Source organism: Nonomuraea sp. NPDC049758, from assembly GCF_040674635.1.
Lineage (GTDB): Bacteria > Actinomycetota > Actinomycetes > Streptosporangiales > Streptosporangiaceae > Nonomuraea.
In genome coordinates this window covers 539,910-554,571 of sequence record NZ_JBFAMZ010000001.1, presented here as the reverse complement: position 1 = coordinate 554,571, position 14,662 = coordinate 539,910, and the positions used below count along the sequence as shown (strand labels likewise).

The 14,662-nt window shown below is 72.0% G+C and carries 17 protein-coding genes; 10 read left to right on the top strand and 7 right to left on the bottom strand.

All coding sequences use genetic code 11. From position 1 onward, the window contains the following. Window positions 1-18: 18 nt before the first annotated feature. Window positions 19-558, top strand: a complete 540-nt coding sequence (locus AB0J46_RS02610) for an OsmC family protein (protein WP_364325408.1) — start codon at window positions 19-21, stop codon at window positions 556-558. 33 nt (window positions 559-591) lie between these two features. Here AB0J46_RS02610 and AB0J46_RS02605 read toward each other — a convergent pair whose 3' ends face one another. Beyond that, window positions 592-1,140 (bottom strand): putative sulfate exporter family transporter, encoded by a 549-nt coding sequence (locus tag AB0J46_RS02605; RefSeq protein ID WP_364325405.1) that lies wholly within the window; start codon window positions 1,138-1,140, stop codon window positions 592-594. Here AB0J46_RS02605 and AB0J46_RS02600 point away from each other — a divergent pair. The 5 genes from AB0J46_RS02600 (at window position 1,070) to AB0J46_RS02580 (ending at window position 4,638) form a co-directional block, all read left to right on the top strand. After that, window positions 1,070-1,387, top strand: coding sequence for a GNAT family N-acetyltransferase (locus tag AB0J46_RS02600; RefSeq protein ID WP_364325402.1), 318 nt, complete (start codon window positions 1,070-1,072; stop codon window positions 1,385-1,387). The two genes, AB0J46_RS02605 and AB0J46_RS02600, sit on opposite strands and share 71 nt — an antisense overlap. Before the next feature lie 83 nt (window positions 1,388-1,470). Then, window positions 1,471-2,535 carry an ABC transporter substrate-binding protein gene (locus AB0J46_RS02595; protein WP_364325399.1) on the top strand — a complete coding sequence of 355 codons (1,065 nt, stop codon included), beginning with the start codon at window positions 1,471-1,473 and terminating at the stop codon, window positions 2,533-2,535. Window positions 2,536-2,547: 12 nt separating this feature from the next. Further along, entirely contained in the window at window positions 2,548-3,354 is an 807-nt protein-coding gene (locus tag AB0J46_RS02590; RefSeq protein WP_364325396.1) for an ABC transporter ATP-binding protein, read from the top strand. After that, window positions 3,351-4,214, top strand: coding sequence for an ABC transporter permease (locus tag AB0J46_RS02585; protein ID WP_364325393.1), 864 nt, complete (start codon window positions 3,351-3,353; stop codon window positions 4,212-4,214). Before AB0J46_RS02590 ends, AB0J46_RS02585 begins: the two co-directional genes overlap by 4 nt. A 13-nt stretch (window positions 4,215-4,227) precedes the next feature. Beyond that, window positions 4,228-4,638, top strand: coding sequence for an Rrf2 family transcriptional regulator (locus tag AB0J46_RS02580; protein ID WP_364325390.1), 411 nt, complete (start codon window positions 4,228-4,230; stop codon window positions 4,636-4,638). 9 nt (window positions 4,639-4,647) lie between these two features. On the opposite strand, the gene AB0J46_RS02575 is transcribed toward AB0J46_RS02580, so the two are convergent. Together AB0J46_RS02575 and AB0J46_RS02570 are read right to left on the bottom strand one after the other, a co-directional pair. Continuing rightward, window positions 4,648-5,295: a response regulator transcription factor gene (locus tag AB0J46_RS02575; protein WP_364325387.1), complete on the bottom strand. Its 648-nt coding sequence runs from the start codon at window positions 5,293-5,295 to the stop codon at window positions 4,648-4,650. Beyond that, window positions 5,292-6,440: a sensor histidine kinase gene (locus AB0J46_RS02570; protein ID WP_364325384.1), complete on the bottom strand. Its 1,149-nt coding sequence runs from the start codon at window positions 6,438-6,440 to the stop codon at window positions 5,292-5,294. The genes AB0J46_RS02575 and AB0J46_RS02570 overlap by 4 nt, the downstream gene beginning before the upstream one ends. A 179-nt stretch (window positions 6,441-6,619) precedes the next feature. Between AB0J46_RS02570 and AB0J46_RS02565 the strand changes: the two genes are divergently transcribed. The 3 genes from AB0J46_RS02565 to AB0J46_RS02555 all read left to right on the top strand — a co-directional run bounded on the left by AB0J46_RS02565 (window position 6,620) and on the right by AB0J46_RS02555 (window position 9,378). Next, window positions 6,620-7,666: a DUF418 domain-containing protein gene (locus tag AB0J46_RS02565; protein ID WP_364325381.1), complete on the top strand. Its 1,047-nt coding sequence runs from the start codon at window positions 6,620-6,622 to the stop codon at window positions 7,664-7,666. A gap of 81 nt (window positions 7,667-7,747) precedes the next feature. Continuing rightward, complete coding sequence (locus tag AB0J46_RS02560) at window positions 7,748-8,257, top strand: SigE family RNA polymerase sigma factor (RefSeq protein WP_352349556.1); 510 nt, start codon at window positions 7,748-7,750, stop codon at window positions 8,255-8,257. After that, the gene (locus AB0J46_RS02555; protein ID WP_364325378.1) at window positions 8,254-9,378 is read left to right on the top strand and encodes a hypothetical protein; all 1,125 of its coding nucleotides are present in this window, start codon (window positions 8,254-8,256) and stop codon (window positions 9,376-9,378) included. The genes AB0J46_RS02560 and AB0J46_RS02555 overlap by 4 nt, the downstream gene beginning before the upstream one ends. Here the strand turns inward: AB0J46_RS02555 and AB0J46_RS02550 are convergent. The 4 genes from AB0J46_RS02550 to AB0J46_RS02535 are packed head-to-tail and all read right to left on the bottom strand — an operon-like array spanning window position 9,373 to window position 13,289. Beyond that, complete coding sequence (locus AB0J46_RS02550) at window positions 9,373-10,215, bottom strand: TIM barrel protein (protein ID WP_364325375.1); 843 nt, start codon at window positions 10,213-10,215, stop codon at window positions 9,373-9,375. The genes AB0J46_RS02555 and AB0J46_RS02550 overlap by 6 nt on opposite strands. Window positions 10,216-10,220: 5 nt before the next feature. After that, window positions 10,221-11,057, bottom strand: coding sequence for a carbohydrate ABC transporter permease (locus tag AB0J46_RS02545; protein WP_364325372.1), 837 nt, complete (start codon window positions 11,055-11,057; stop codon window positions 10,221-10,223). Continuing rightward, window positions 11,051-11,938 (bottom strand): sugar ABC transporter permease, encoded by an 888-nt coding sequence (locus AB0J46_RS02540; protein WP_358283053.1) that lies wholly within the window; start codon window positions 11,936-11,938, stop codon window positions 11,051-11,053. Before AB0J46_RS02540 ends, AB0J46_RS02545 begins: the two co-directional genes overlap by 7 nt. A 28-nt stretch (window positions 11,939-11,966) precedes the next feature. Beyond that, a complete protein-coding gene (locus AB0J46_RS02535) occupies window positions 11,967-13,289 on the bottom strand; it encodes an extracellular solute-binding protein (protein ID WP_364325368.1) in 1,323 nt (440 codons plus the stop codon). Between the two features lie 286 nt (window positions 13,290-13,575). On the opposite strand from AB0J46_RS02535, the gene AB0J46_RS02530 reads away from it, so the two are divergent. Beyond that, window positions 13,576-14,577, top strand: a complete 1,002-nt coding sequence (locus tag AB0J46_RS02530) for an SIS domain-containing protein (protein ID WP_364325365.1) — start codon at window positions 13,576-13,578, stop codon at window positions 14,575-14,577. Window positions 14,578-14,662: the final 85 nt, after the last annotated feature.

The following is a 14,662-nucleotide window of genomic DNA, read 5'->3' as shown; positions in this document are numbered from 1 at the left end:
TTCGAGAGAGAAAGACCCATGAGCACCCTTCGCGAGTACCTGTCGCACAAGCGCGCCGCCCTGCTGGCCCGCCGGGAGGCCCCGGCGGGCGGCCCGGTGCCGCTGCACGCCCACGTCACGGCCGAGGGCCGCAGCGGGATCCGGCGCATCAGGATCAGGGACTTCCAGATCATCAGCGACAGCGGCCCCGACTTCGCCGGCTACGACCTCGGCCCCGGCTCGCCCGAGCTGCAGGCCGGCGTCCTGGGCAGCTGCGTGACGCACATCTTCCTGATCAAGGCGGCCGAGCTGGAGGTGCCGATCGACTCCCTGGAGGTGGACGTCCGCGCCGAGTACGACCCGAAGGCCCAGCTCCCGGGCGACCAGGGCGTCCCGGTGTACCCGCACAACTTCCGCTACGAGGTGCAGATCGGCTCGCCCGCCACGGACGAGCAGTTGGCCGGGCTGCACGCCGAGGTCGAGCGGGTCTGCCCGATCCTCAACCTCATCCGCAACCCGCAGCAGATCAGCGGCTCGATCGTCCGGGTGGCGGATCCCGCGCAGCTGCCCGTCGCGTAGCGGGACGGCCCCGCCCCCCGAGGGCGGGGCCGGTCAGCCGGCCGTGAAGCCGGAGAACAGGGCTAGGGCCAGGGCCAGGGCGACGACCACGTTCACCACCGTCGCGGCGGCGAACACGGCGACCGGCCGCCAGCCGGCCGCCCGCAGCGCCGCCAGCCGGAACTCCAGCCCGATGCTGACGAACGCCAGGATCAGGAACCAGGTCCGCAGGTCGTTGGCGACCCCGACGACCGCCTTGCCCCGGCCCGCGGGGACCGTCGTGAGCCACCAGGTGGCGATCACGGACGCGGCGACGAACCCGAGCACGAACTTCGGGAAGCGCCGCCACAACTCGGCCGCCCCCGGCCGTTCGGCGTCCGCCCGCCGCTCGACCCGGAAGGCGAACCAGGCGGTCAGCGCGACCACGACGACGCCGATGAGCGCGTTCTGGGTGACCTTGACGATCGTGGCGATGGCCAGGGCGTCGTCGCCCGCGATCGTGCCGGCCGCGGTGACGGCGGCGGTGGTGTCGATGTTGCCGCCGATCCAGGCCCCCGCCACCTCGGGCGGAAGCCCGAAAGCCGAGGCCAGGGCGGGCAGCACGAAGATCGACGGCAGCGCGAACGCGATCACCAGGCTCGCGCTCCACCGCAGGCGCGGCCTGGGCGCGGTCGTCGTACGGGAGCTGGAACGCGAGGCCGCCCGCCGCGGCTACCTGCGCATTCACCTGACCACCGGCCCACGCCAGCCCGAGGCCGTCGCCCTGTACCTGGCCGGCGGCTACACCCCGCGCTTCGACCCGGACGAGCGTCCGGCGCGCGGCCCGCTGCCTTTCGTGAAGAGTCTGTGACCCAGCGTGGGATTGACGAGCGCCCTCCCTTGCTCCTATAAACACTCTAAAGCCACTAAATAAGTGGGAAATAGGGAGAAGAGATGAACGCTCGCAGGGTTCGCGTGACGGTGGCCACCCTGGCCGCCCTGGCGCTCACGACCATGGCGGCCGCCTGTGGGGGCAGCGGCAGCCCTGCGGACAGCGGAGCCAAGAGCGGGGGAGCCGGCGGCACGCAGGTGCGTCTGGGCTTCTTCCCCAACATCACCCACGCCACCGCGCTGGTCGGCGTGGAGAAGGGCATCTACGCGAAGCACCTCGGCGCCGCGCCCAGGACCAGCACGTTCAACGCCGGACCGGCCGCGATCGAGGCCGTGTTCTCCGGCGCCATCGACGCCACCTACGTCGGCCCCAACCCGGCCATCAACGCCTGGTCGAAGTCGAAGGGCCAGGCCATCAAGATCGTCGCCGGCGCGGCGTCCGGCGGCGTGTTCCTCGTGGTCAAGCCCGGGATCAACTCGGTGGAGGACCTCAAGGGCAAGAAGATCGCCACCCCGCAGCTCGGCAACACCCAGGACGTCGCGCTGCGCTACTGGCTGACCGAGAAGGGCATCAAGACCGACACCAAGGGCGGCGGCGAGGTCTCGATCGTGCCCCAGGAGAACTCCCAGACCATCCAGACCTTCGCCACCGGCGACATCGACGGCGCCTGGGTGCCCGAGCCGTTCGCCAGCCGCCTGATCAAGGAGAGCGGCGGCAAGGTGCTGGTCGACGAGCGCGACCTGTGGCCGAACAAGCAGTTCGTGATCACCCACCTCATCGTCCGCCAGGAGTGGGCCAAGGAGCACCCCGACCTGCTCAAGAAGCTGATCGAGGCGCACGTCGAGGCCAACGACGTCATCGCGAAGGACCCGGCCGGCGCCGCGCAGACCGCCAACGCCGCCCTGCAGAAGCTGACCGGCAAGGCGCTCAAGCCCGAGGTGCTGGACAGCGCGTTCAAGAACATCACCTTCACCAACGACCCGATCGCCTCGTCGCTGGTGGGCAGCGCCGAGCACGCGACCAAGGTCGGCCTCCTCGACCCGGTCGACCTGAACGGCATCTACGACCTCAAGGTCCTCAACGAGGTCCTCGCCGCCAAGGGCCAGCAGGCCATCTCCGACAAGTAGGAGGCGTACGCGATGTCCGCTCCGCTCACGGAGCAGGTCACCGGCCGGGTCGACGGGCAGAGCCCCGCGATCCGGCTGGAGGCCGTCTCCAAGCTCTACGGTCAGGGCCGGACGGCCCTGCAAGCCCTCGACCAGGTCTCGCTGTCGGTGGCGCCCGGCGAGTTCGTCTGCCTGCTCGGCGCGTCCGGCTGCGGCAAGAGCACGCTGCTGTCGCTGGTCGCCGGGCTCGACCGGCCCACGACCGGCCGGATCGACGTGGACGACGCCCGCGTCGCGCTCATGTTCCAGGAGCCCGCGCTGTTCCCCTGGCTGACCGTCTCGGCCAACGTCGAGATGGCGCTGCGCGCCAAGGGCGTGAGCAAGCGGGAACGCCGGGACCGGGCCGCCGAGTTCCTCGACATCGTCCACCTCAGCGGGTTCGGCAGGAAACGGCCGCACGAGCTGTCCGGCGGCATGCGCCAGCGCGTCGCCCTGGCCAGGGCGCTCGCCCAGGACGCCGACGTGCTGCTGATGGACGAGCCCTTCGGCGCCCTGGACGCCATGACCCGCGACCTGCTGCACGACGAGCTCGAACGCATCTGGCGGGAACGCGCCCTGTCGGTCCTGTTCGTCACCCACAACGTGCGCGAGGCCGTCCGGCTCGGCGACCGGGTCGTGCTGCTGTCCAGCAGGCCGGGGCGGGTGGTCGAGGACTTCCCCGTCGCGCTGCCGCGGCCCCGCCGTACCGACTCGGGCGAGGTGGCCGAGCTGGCGGGGGAGATCACCGGCCGCCTCCGCCAGGAGGTCCTGCGCCACGCCCGTCAGGAGGAGCCCGCATGACGACGACGGACACCCACGCCCAGCAGCTCGCCGGGCTCGACGCGCTGGAGCTGGGCACCGGCCACCGCGCCGGCCTGGCCTCCCGGCTGTGGGCGGGGTTGTGGCCGATCGCCACGGCCGTGCTCATCGTGCTGGCCGTCTGGCAGGCCGTGGTGTGGGCGGGCTGGTGGCCCGAGTACGTCTTCGCCGGGCCGGTCACCACGCTCGCCGAGCTCGGGCACCGGCTCGGCGACCCCGAGTTCTACACCGCGCTGACGGTCACCATGCGCCGCGCGGTCACCGGATTCGCTTTGGCGATCGCCGCCGGGCTGGTCGTCGGCGCGCTGGTCTCGCGGATCGGGCCGCTGCGCCGCGCCACGGGCTCGCTGATCACCGGGCTCCAGACGATGCCGTCCATCGCCTGGTTCCCGCTGGCCATCCTGCTGTTCGGGCTGTCAGAGAGCGCGATCCTGTTCGTGGTGGTGCTGGGCGCGGCGCCGTCCATCGCCAACGGCCTGATCACCGGGGTGGACTACACGCCGCCGATCCTGCTGCGCGCCGGGCACATGCTCGGCTTCCGCCGGATCGCGCTCTACCGGCACGTCATCCTGCCGGCCTCGCTGCCGTCGTTCCTGGCCGGGCTCAAGCAGGGCTGGGCGTTCGCCTGGCGCTCGCTGATGGCCGGTGAGCTGCTGGTCATCATCGCCAACCAGGCCTCGCTGGGCGAGCAGCTCCACTACGCCCGCGAGCTGGCCGACTCGCCCGGCCTGCTCGCCACCATGATCGTCATCCTGGTCATCGGCATCGTGGTGGACCGCGTCTTCGGCCTGGCGGACGGCGCGCTGCGCCGCCGCTGGGGCCTGCACCAGGTGAGCGCCTGAGCAGTAGACGGCCATGCGGATCTCCGCCAGAACCCAGTACGCCCTGCGCGCCGCGGCCGAGCTGGCCGCAGCGCCGCCGGGCCCCATGCCCGCCGAGAAGATCGCCACGGCCCAGGGCATCCCCCGCAAGTTCCTCGACAACATCCTGCTGCAGCTGCGCCGGGCGGGCCTGCTGCACAGCCAGCGCGGCCCCGACGGCGGCTACTGGCTGGCCAGGCCCGCCGGCGAGATCACCCTCGCCGACATCGTGCTGATCGTCGAAGGCGTCTCCGAGGGCGGCGACCACGGCGGCTATCCCGGTGTGGCCAGCCCGCTCGCCGAGGTGTGGAGTGCGCTGCGCGACCACGAGGAGATGATGCTGGCCGACATCACGCTGGCCGACATCGCCCGCGCGAGCGTGCGGCTGGGCGACGAGTGGCGCTGAGGGACGTCCCTAGCCCGCCACGCCGTTCTCCCAGGCCCAGGCGATGATCTCGACGCGGTTGCGTATGCCCAGCTTGTCGAGGACGGCCGAGATGTGGCCTTTCACGGTGCTCAGCGAGATGTGCAGGGCGGCGGCGATCTCCCGGTTGGTGCGTCCGGCGGCCACGGCGCGCACCACGTCGGTCTCCCGCTCCGACAGCGGGTGCACCGCTCCCGTCGCGCGCGGCGCCCGCCTGGCCAGGCGGCCCAGCAGGCGCGGCGTGATCGACGGCGAGATCAGGGCGTCCCCGGTGCTGGCCGCCCGTACGGCCTCGGCGAGCAGGGCCGGGCCGGCGTCCTTCAGCACGAACCCGGCCGCGCCGCAGCGCAGCGCGTCGTAGACGTACTCGTCCAGGTCGAAGGTGGTGACCACGACCACCGGCAGCGGGTCGGGCACGCCGGCGCCGGCCAGGGCGCGGGTGACCGCGATGCCGTCCATGCCGGGCATGAGGATGTCCACCAGGCAGACGTCGGGGCGTACCCGCCGGGCCAGCTCCACGGCCTCGGCGCCGTCCCGGGCCTCGGCCACCACGCGGATGTCGGGCTGGTCCTCCAGGATCAGCCGCAGGCCCCGGCGGACCATCGCCTGGTCGTCGGCCAGCAGCACGCCGATCGTCATCGCCGCCTCCCGGGTGGTCCTGCGAGAGGCAGGGTCGCGTGGACCGTCCAGCCGCCCTCCGGCCGGGGGCCCGCGCGCAGGGTGCCGTCGAGGGCCTCGACGCGTTCGCGCATGCCGAGCAGGCCGTAGCCGCCGCGGTTCCGGGACGGCGGTGCGGGCGGCGCGTCGTCGGCGACCTCGACCACGACCGCGTCGTCCCGCCCGGTGACCGTGACCTCGACGGTGACCGCGCGGGCCGCGTGGCGGGCGACGTTCGTCAGCGACTCCTGGACGATCCGGTAGACGGTGCCGGCCACCTCCGGCGGCCAGCTCTCGGCCTCGCCGGGGACGCGCAGGGTCACGGGCGGGCCGTCGAAGCCGCCGACCAGGTCGGTGAGCCGGCCGGGCGGGCCGGGTACCTCGTCACCGGCCTCGCGCAGCAGGCCCACGACGCGGCGCAGCGCGGCCAGGGCTCCGGCGCCGGCGTCCTCGATGTCCTCCAGCGACTCCTCCAGCGGGCCCGACCCCCTGCGGGCCAGCAGCCGGGCGGCCTGGGCCTGCAGGACGATGCCGGTCAGGTGATGGGCGGCCACGTCGTGCAGCTCCCTGGCCAGCCTGCGGCGCTCGTCGTGCCGGACGCGATCGGCGGTCGACAGGCGGCGCGCCGCCAGCAGCCGCAGGCCGCCGCCGACGCCCAGCGCGGCCAGCCACCAGGCCACGTTGAGCCCCACCGTGGCCCCGTTGTGCGCGCCGGGCACGCTCGCCGCGGCGACCGCGAGCCCACCGGCCGCGACGGCGCAGGCGGCCTGTACGGGAAGCGTCCTGACCGCCGACCCGACCAGCACGGACAGGCCCAGCGCCATGGCCGGTCCGGGTTCGTTCGGCAGCCCGGCCCACGCGGCGACCAGGACGGCCACGGCCGCCACCGCCAGCCCGCCCACGGCCGTCCACACCGGGGCCAGGCGGCGCGCCAGGGCCAGCGCGCACACCGCCGCCCCCGCCGCGCAGTCGAACACCCAGTAGCCGCCGCCCCAGCTGCCGGCGATCAGACCGGCCCAGAAGACCAGCACGGCGACGGCCGCCACCGCCAGCGCGGCCTGCGCCGTCACGGCCGCGGCCCGCCGCCCGAAGGGCCAGGCGAGCTCCGGCCGGTTCCGCACGTTCACGCACCCAGGCTAGGGAGGCGGGCCCGCCCGGCACACCGGCCGAAAGTACGGTCGCCGCGCGCACCCCAGGACAGGGAGGCCGGCCCGCCCGGCATCCCGGCCGAAAGTACGGTCGCCGCGGCCCGAACCCTGCTTTGGACCCTCCCCGCGGCCCGCCGCCCGCCGCAGGATGAGGCTTCATGCCCTATGACGACCCGCGGCCCGCCCGCGCCCTGCCCCAGGACGACACACCCCACAGCACACCCCCGGCCGCCCCCGGGCGGTCGCGCATCATCGCGCTCGACGTCGTGCGCGGTTTCGCCCTGTGCGGGATCCTGCTGGCCAACGTCCAGCCGATCTCGCACGTCGGCACCGACGCGGTCACCGCGCAGCAGGCGACGCTCGACGACACCGCCCGCTGGCTGGGCCTGCTCGTCGAGCAGCGCTTCTTCCCGATCTTCTCGCTGCTGTTCGGCGTCGGCTTCTCGCTGCTGCTCGACTCCGCCGCCGCCCGCGTGCCCCATCCGCGGGCGTTGCTGCTGCGCAGGCTGCTCCTGCTGGGCTGCATGGGCCTGGCGCACATGTTCCTGCTGTGGCGCGGCGACATCCTGACCGTCTACGCGGTCGTCGGCCTGGTGGTGCTGCTGCCCTCGACGTGGTTGCCGCGCTGGGCCGTGGCCGGGCTCGCCGCCGTGCTCGTCGTCGCGGCGCTGGTCGTCTTCGGGGGCGGCACGATGCTGGTGCCCGGCCTGTTCCTGCTGGGCTCGGCCCTCACCAGGTACGGCGTGATCGACCGGATCGAGAGCTCCACCCGCGTCCCGGCGCTGCTGGCCCTGGGCCTCGCCGCGGCCACCGTCCCGGCGCTCATGTGGCAGGCCGCAAGCACGGGCGTCCCCCTGCCGATGGCCGTGTCCGGGCTGCTCATGGCCGGTCTGTACGTGTGCGTCCTGCTCGTCCTGCTCCGGACCCCGCTGCGCCCGGTGTTGCGGGCCGTCTTCGCCCCGCTGGGCCGCATGGCGCTGACCAACTACCTGAGCGCCACCGCCCTGGTCCTGGTCCTCGGCAAGCTGGCCGGCGGCCCGCCGGAGGGCTGGACGCTGCCCACGATCGTGGGGATCGCCGCCGTCATCCTGGCTCTGCAGTGGGTGTGGTCCACCCTCTGGCTGCGCCGGTACCGCTTCGGCCCGCTGGAATGGTTGTGGCGCTGGGCCACCTGGGGTCGCCGTCCCGACCGGCGGGCCCGGTGAGGCCGTAGGGAATTCTGCGACGAACCTGCAACCCTCCGCCCGGCCGGCCGCGTTGGGAACGGGCGAAGGGAGATCACCACATTGGACGCTCATGACGGCTTCCGCGAGTTCGTCATCGCCCGGCAACAGGCGCTGATGCGGACCGCCTACCTGCTCGTGGGCGACCCTCACCAGGCCGAGGACCTGCTCCAGAGCGTGCTGGTCAAGGTCGTCCGGCACTGGCACAAGCTGGCGCGGGACGGCAACCCGGAGGCGTACACGCGTAAGGCGCTGGTCAACCAGTACATCTCGTGGCGGCGCCGGCCGAACCCCGAGCTGCCCAGCGCCGACCCGCCCGAGCGCGCGGTCACCTACGACGACGACGCGCTGGACCGGATCGTGCTGCGCCAGGCGCTGGACAAGCTGACGCGCAAGCAGCGCGCGGTGATCGTCCTGCGCTTCTGGGAGGACCTCACCGAGGCCCAGACCGCCGACGCGCTCGGCTGCGCGGTCGGCACGGTGAAGAGCCAGACCCATCACGCGCTGGCGCGCCTGCGCGCGCTGGCCCCCGACCTCGTGGACTCGCGAACCCCTCAGGAGGCGGCCCGATGACCAGACTGCGTGACGCGCTGAACGGCATCGCCGAGGAGGCGCCCCCGGTGAACCTGGCCGACCTGGCGGTGGCGGGGTACCGGCGCAGACGCCGCGCCTCGGCGACGCTGGCGGCCGCCGCGACGATCGCGGTGCTGGCCGGAGTGACGGCGACCGTGCTGGTGGCCGGGCCGCGACGGGTGCCCGCCGCCGCGCCGCAGGCCGCGGCCACGGCCGTGCCTGTCCTGCCCGAGGGGAAGGTGGGGACGCTCAGCCACGCCTACCGGCAGAGCTGCCTGCCGCCCAAGGGGAAGAGCGCGCCGCCCGGCTGCGTGGACGGCGAATGGCGGGTGGTCACCGCCGACGGCAGGACGTACCGGGTGCCCCAGGCGCTCGCGAGGACCGCCGGGAACGACCGCGTGCCCGTCGCCCTCAGCCGCGACGGGCGCATGTTCGCCTACTACGACGAAGACGCGGAGGCGCACGTCGTCCGGGACATGGTGACCGGCGCGGAGACGGTCTCCGCCGCGAAGGTGACGGCGGAACGCCTCGGCGCGGGCTCCATGCTGGTGGTCTCCGACGACGGCCGCCACCTGGCCTTCGACCCGCGCGAGGGCACCAGGGACCCCGGCCTGCTGATCGACGTGCGGACCGGCGCGACGGTGTCCGTCCCCGGCGTGTACGAGCCGGTCGCCATCAAGGACGGCGTCGCCGAGCTGGTCCGCTACCGCAAGACCGACCTGCTGTTCATGCCGGTCGCCGGCGGCGGCAGGCCGGTGCGCTTCGACGGCGTCTTCATCATGTTCAGCGAGCTCGCCCCGGACGGCCGCACGGTGGCCGCCTTCGAGTTCCCGCCCGGCAAGAAGGTCCTGCCCGAGTACATGACCCGCCGGCTCACCGTGCTCGACACCAGGACCGGCCGCACCGTGCGGAAGGTCTCGGTCAAGGGCCTGCCGAAGGGGGCGCGCATCGACAACGCCACGATCTGGCAGGGCCCGTCGGAGGTCACGCTCGCCGTCGAGGTCGGGAAGGACACCCGGGCGTACGCGGTGGACGTCCGCACCGGCAGGACCAGGCTGGTGGCCAGGTATCCCGGCTCGCCCAGGGGGCTGGTCACGCCCGGAGCCGTCGGCGGGCTATGAGGCTCCCGGGAGCGCTGCCTGTACGGAGGCCAGGCAGCGCTCCACCACGGGACGCGGGTCGAAGGCGTAGTCCCCGGCCCCGAACAGCTCGAACGTCATCGCCCCCCGGTAGCCCCTGCGGTCCAGCGCGGCCAGGTACTCCGTGAGCGGCAGCTCGCCGTCGCCCCAGGCCAGGTGCCCGGTGGGGGAGCCGTCGATCAGGTGCACGTGCCTGACCCGGTCGCCGAGGGCGTCGAAGTAGTCGTCCACGCTCTCCCCGGCCGCCGCCATGGCCACGGTGTCCAGCACCGCGCCCAGGTTCGGGGCGCCCACCTCGTCGATCATGCGGGCCAGCGTGGGCGCGTCGTCGACCAGGTTGGACTCCACCCGCTGCAACGCCTCCAGCACGCACGACACGCCGAGCGTGCCGGCGTAGGCGCAGATCTCGCCGATCGCGTCGGCCGAGCGCCGCCAGGCGGCGGCGACCGGCTCGTCCTCGAAGCCCCGGCCCGGGGTCAGCAGCAGCAGCTCGGCCCCCAGCTCGGCGGCCAGTTCGGCGGCCCGGCGGAACATCGCCACGCTCGCGGCCCGCAGCCGGCTGTCCGGCGAGGCCAGGTTGACGGGGTAGGCCACCTGCTCGGGCGTCAGGCAGCGGACGGCGAGCCCCCGCCCGGCGGCGCGGCGGCGGATCGCCCGCGCCTCGGCGTCGCTCAGCCACGGCACGTGCAGCTGTGGCGCGACGCCCCACAGCTCCAGGTGCTCGCGCCCGAGCGCGGCGGCGTCGTCGAGGAAACGGTCGAAGGGCAGGTGCTGGTAGGCGAAGTTCGAACCGGTGACCTGCCGCAGTGACAACGACATCAGACTCACTTCCCGACCCCGTCGGCGAGGCCCTTGACGATGTAGCGCTGGCCGAGGAAGAACAGCAGCACCACGGGCAGCGCCGCGATCACCATCCCGGCGAAGACGACGGGGAAGTCCGTGCCGTGCTTGCTCATCAGGCCGGTCAGGCCGACCGGCAGCGTCTGCACGCCGGCGCCGCTGGTGAAGACCATCGCGAACAGGTACTCGTTCCAGGCGAACAGGATGTGCAGCAGCACGGTCGAGGTGAGGATCGGCTTGCACATCGGCAGGATGATCCGCCAGAACGCGGTCCAGCGGCCGCACCCGTCCATCTCGGCGGCCTCGTCCACCTCGCGCGGCAGGTCGATCATGTACGCCCGGATGAGGAACGTCGTGAACGGGATCCGGAACGCGGTGTAGAGGATCAGCAGCGCCCAGAAGCTGTTGTACAACCCCATGGCCTGGAACATCTTGACCAGCGGCACGAGCGCCACGGTCGGCGCGAGCATGAGCCCGCCCAGGATGGCCATCGTGACGAACCGGTTGAACGGGATGTCCACCCGGGTCAGCCCGTAGGCCGCCCACGCGCTGACGAACACGGTGGCTAGCGTGGAGGTGAGCGTGACCAGCACGCTCGTCGTCAGGTAGTCGCTCACCCCCCGGTTCCACGCCTTCTGGTAGCTCTCGAAGCTCCAGCTCGACGGCAGCGCGAACGGGTTGCCGAACAGCTCGCTGTTGGACTTGAACCCGTTGAGCACCATCCACAGCAGGGGATAGAGCACGACCACCGCGAGGCAGAGCAGGAACGCCCAGAGGAACACGCGCGCGATCACGCCGAGGAAGTCGCGGCGACTCACCATTCCACCCTTCTCTTACGGGTGACCCACATCTGTCCCACGGCGATGCCGAGCGTGATGACGAAGATCACCGTCGCGATGGCGGCGGCGTAGCCGAAGTTGTTGCGCACGAAGCCGCTGCGGTAGAGCCAGGTGCCCAGGACCTGGCTGGAGTTGTCGGGGCCGCCGCTGGTCATCACCATGACCTCGTTGAACACCTGGAAGGCGCCCGAGACGGTGACCATCATCATCAGCCCGGTCATCTCCCGCACGAGCGGCACGGTCACGTGGAAGAACCGCCGGACCGGGCCGGTGCCGTCGATGGCGGCGGCGCCGTAGATCTCGCGGGGGATGCGCTGGATCGCGACCGCGAACAGCAGCGTCGAGTAGCCGAAGCCCTGCCACTGGCTCATCGCGATGATCGCCGACATGGCGGTGCTCTCCTGGCCCAGCCACGCCTGGGCCAGGCCGTCCAGGCCGATCGCCCTGAGCAGGTGGTTGAGCGGGCCCAGGTTGGGCTCGTAGATGAAGTAGAAGAGCAGGCCGGCGACGGTCATCGAGATCGCCGACGGGATGAAGTACACCGCCCGCAGGCCGCGCTGCCACCGCTCACTGCGGACGCCCTCGATCAGCGCGGCCAGCAGCAGCGCGCCGAACACCTGGAAGACGATCGAGACCACCGCGTACAGGACGTTGTTGCCCAGCGAGGACCAGAAGACCGGGTCGTCGATCAGCTTGCGGTAGTTGTCGAGCCCGACGTACTCCTGGGTGCCGCGGTAGATGTCCCATTTGAGGGTGCTGAACTGGAAGTTCTGCACCAGCGGCAGGTAGACGAACACCACGACCAGCGCGAGCGCGGGAGCCACCCACGCCAGGCCGAGCGCCCGTTGACGTATGGCACGCACCGGCATGCTCTCCCTCCGGCCGCCCGGCCTACTTCGCCGACTCCGACGCCTCGCGGACGCTCGCCAGCACCTTGTCGGGGGTCGAGCCGCCGCTGATCAGCGCCTCGCCGCCGGCCAGCCAGGCGTCGGCGACCTCGGGCACGGTGACGGTGTCGAGCCACGCGGCCAGCCGCGGCGCCTTGTTGACCTGCTCCATGCCCTCGTAGACGGCCTTGCTGGAGGTCTCGGGGCTGACCGCGCCGACGACCGTGCTGGGCTGCCCGTACGGGGGCGCCGACAGGGTCTTGGCGTTCTGCGTGGAGGTCACGAACTTCATGAAGTCGACGGCCAGCGCGGCCCGCGGCGACCTGGCGTTGATCAGGTAGCCCTCCGGCGCGCCCTCGACGGTCTTGGGGTCGCCGGCCGCGTTCTGGGGGGCGGGGAGCTGGAAGATGCCGAAGTCGTCCGGCTTGAGGCCGTTCTTGTCGGTGGCGTTGTCGAACTCCAGGACCTCCTGGTAGTACATGGCCGCCTTGCCGTCGTGGAAGGCCTGCTGCGCCGAGCTGTAGAGCACGCCGTTGGTGCCCTTGCCGGTGTCGGTGCAGGTGTCGACCAGGGTCTTGAACCGGTTGAGCGCGGTCACGTAGCCCGGGTTGTCGAGCTTGGCCGTCTTCGGGGTGAAGTCGGCCTGCAGGACGTCGGCCGGCACGTCGTAGGCGAAGAGCTGCTGGAGGTAGTGCAGGGCGGGCCAGCCGTCCTTGTTGCCGAAGGCGATCGGCTCGTAGCCCGCCTTGCGCAGCGCCGCGCAGCTCCCGACCAGCTCCTCGAACGTGCCGGGCACCTTGACGCCGGCCTTGTCGAAGGCGGTCTTGTTGTAGCCCATGAACTTGCCGTTGCCGTACAGCGGGATGCCGTAGTACTTGCCGTCGTAGGCGAAGGCCGACAGCGAGCCGGGGCTGAACGTCCTGCCCCACTCGGTGTCCGGGCCGATCACCTTGCTCAGGTCGGCGGCCCGGCCGCCGCGCACGAAGTTCTCCGCCCAGTTGCCGCTCCAGGTGAAGAAGACGTCGGGCAGCGCGTCGGAGGCGGTCAGCGTCTTGGTCTTGTCCTTGATGCTCTGGTCGGTCTCCTGGATGAGCTCGACCTTCACGCCCGGGTGCTGCTTCTGGTACGCCGCGGCCAGGTCCTCGAAGTACGGCTGCAGCGGCTCGCCGGCGAACTTGGTGAGGATGCTCAGCGTGCCGGAGAAGTCGGGCGTGGCGGACAGGTCGGCGGCGGGGGCCGTGGCCGCTCCGTCGCCGCCGCCGGAACAGCCGGCCAGGGCGAGCGTCCCGAGGAGCGCCGCGAACGACGTCATTGCGCGAGGGCGCATGGGCTTCCTTTCTCTCGGAGGGAGAGGGGGACCTGCCGGTCCGCGGTGGGGGTGTTGGCTGACTGTACAGATGAACTGATACCGGTACCAGACCGCAAAGCAAGATTTTCTTTCCGAGCGCCTGCCAGTGGGCTTTTTCCTGCGATGAAACAGCAGTAAGAGGCGGGTTCTCGCAGGTGAGGTGTTGACGCGCGGCCGGATCCTGTGTCAGCGTGACCTCCGCGTGATACCGGTATCAGGCCGCTGGACGCCGCCGGCCCGCAAGCTTTCCCGAAAGGACGCGAAGATGCTCGGATTCAACGAGCCGGAATTCCTGTCGCAGCTGGCCAGCACCGTGGCCCTGCGCCCCCAGATCGAGGAGCTCGTCGATCGGCTCGTGGACCAGGGGTTCGACACCCTCCTGCTGGTCGGCGCCGGCGGCACGTACGCCCAGATGTGGCCCTACGAGCACCTGGCCAGGCGCAGCTCGACGCTCGACGTGCGCGCCGCGATCGCGGCCGAGCTGGTCGTCTCGGGCGACGCCCGGCTCGGCGAGCGCACGGTCGCGATCTTCACCTCGGTCTCCGGCACCACCGAGGACAGCCTGCGCGCGATCGAGTACGTCAAGGACAGGGGCGCCTACACGGTCGGTTTCACCGGCTACCCCGACTCGCCGATCGCCAAGGCCGTGGACGCCGTGCTGGTGTCGGAGCCGAAGGCGTGGCCGTTCGACCAGCAGATGTTGCTGTTCATGGGCCGCCTGCTGTCGCGCCGCGGCGAGTTCGAGGGCTACGGGAAGCTGGCCGGCGAGCTGGCCGGGCTGCCGGGCGTGATGCTGGAGGTCGCCCGGCAGGCCGAGCCGGTGGCCGCCGCGTTCGCCGAGGCCCACAAGGACACCGACTACCACTTCCTCATCGGCGGCGGGAACCTGTGGGGATTCACCTATCTGTACTCGATGTGCATCCTTGAGGAGATGCAGTGGCTGCGCACCACCAGGGTGCACAGCGCCGAGTTCTTCCACGGCTCGCTGGAGCTGCTGGAGGAGGACACGAGCGTGCTGATCTTCCAGGGCGAGGACGAGACGCGCCCCCTCACCGACCGCGCCGAAGCCTTCGCCCGGCGCATCTCCAAGGACGTCACCGTCTTCGACACCCGCGACTACCCGCTCGACGGCATCAGCCCCGAGTTCCGCGGCCTGCTCGCGCCGCTCGTGCTCGACACGGTGCTGGGCCGGGTCAGCAAGCACCTGGAACGCGTCCGCGACCACTCGCTCGACCTGCGCCGCTACTACCGGGTCATGGACTACTAGGCCGCCGCCACCCCGCTCCCGCTCCCGTCCGCCGGGGCGGGAGCGGCCCCGGCCTGCCCATCCCGAACCCCCTCGGCACAGGAGA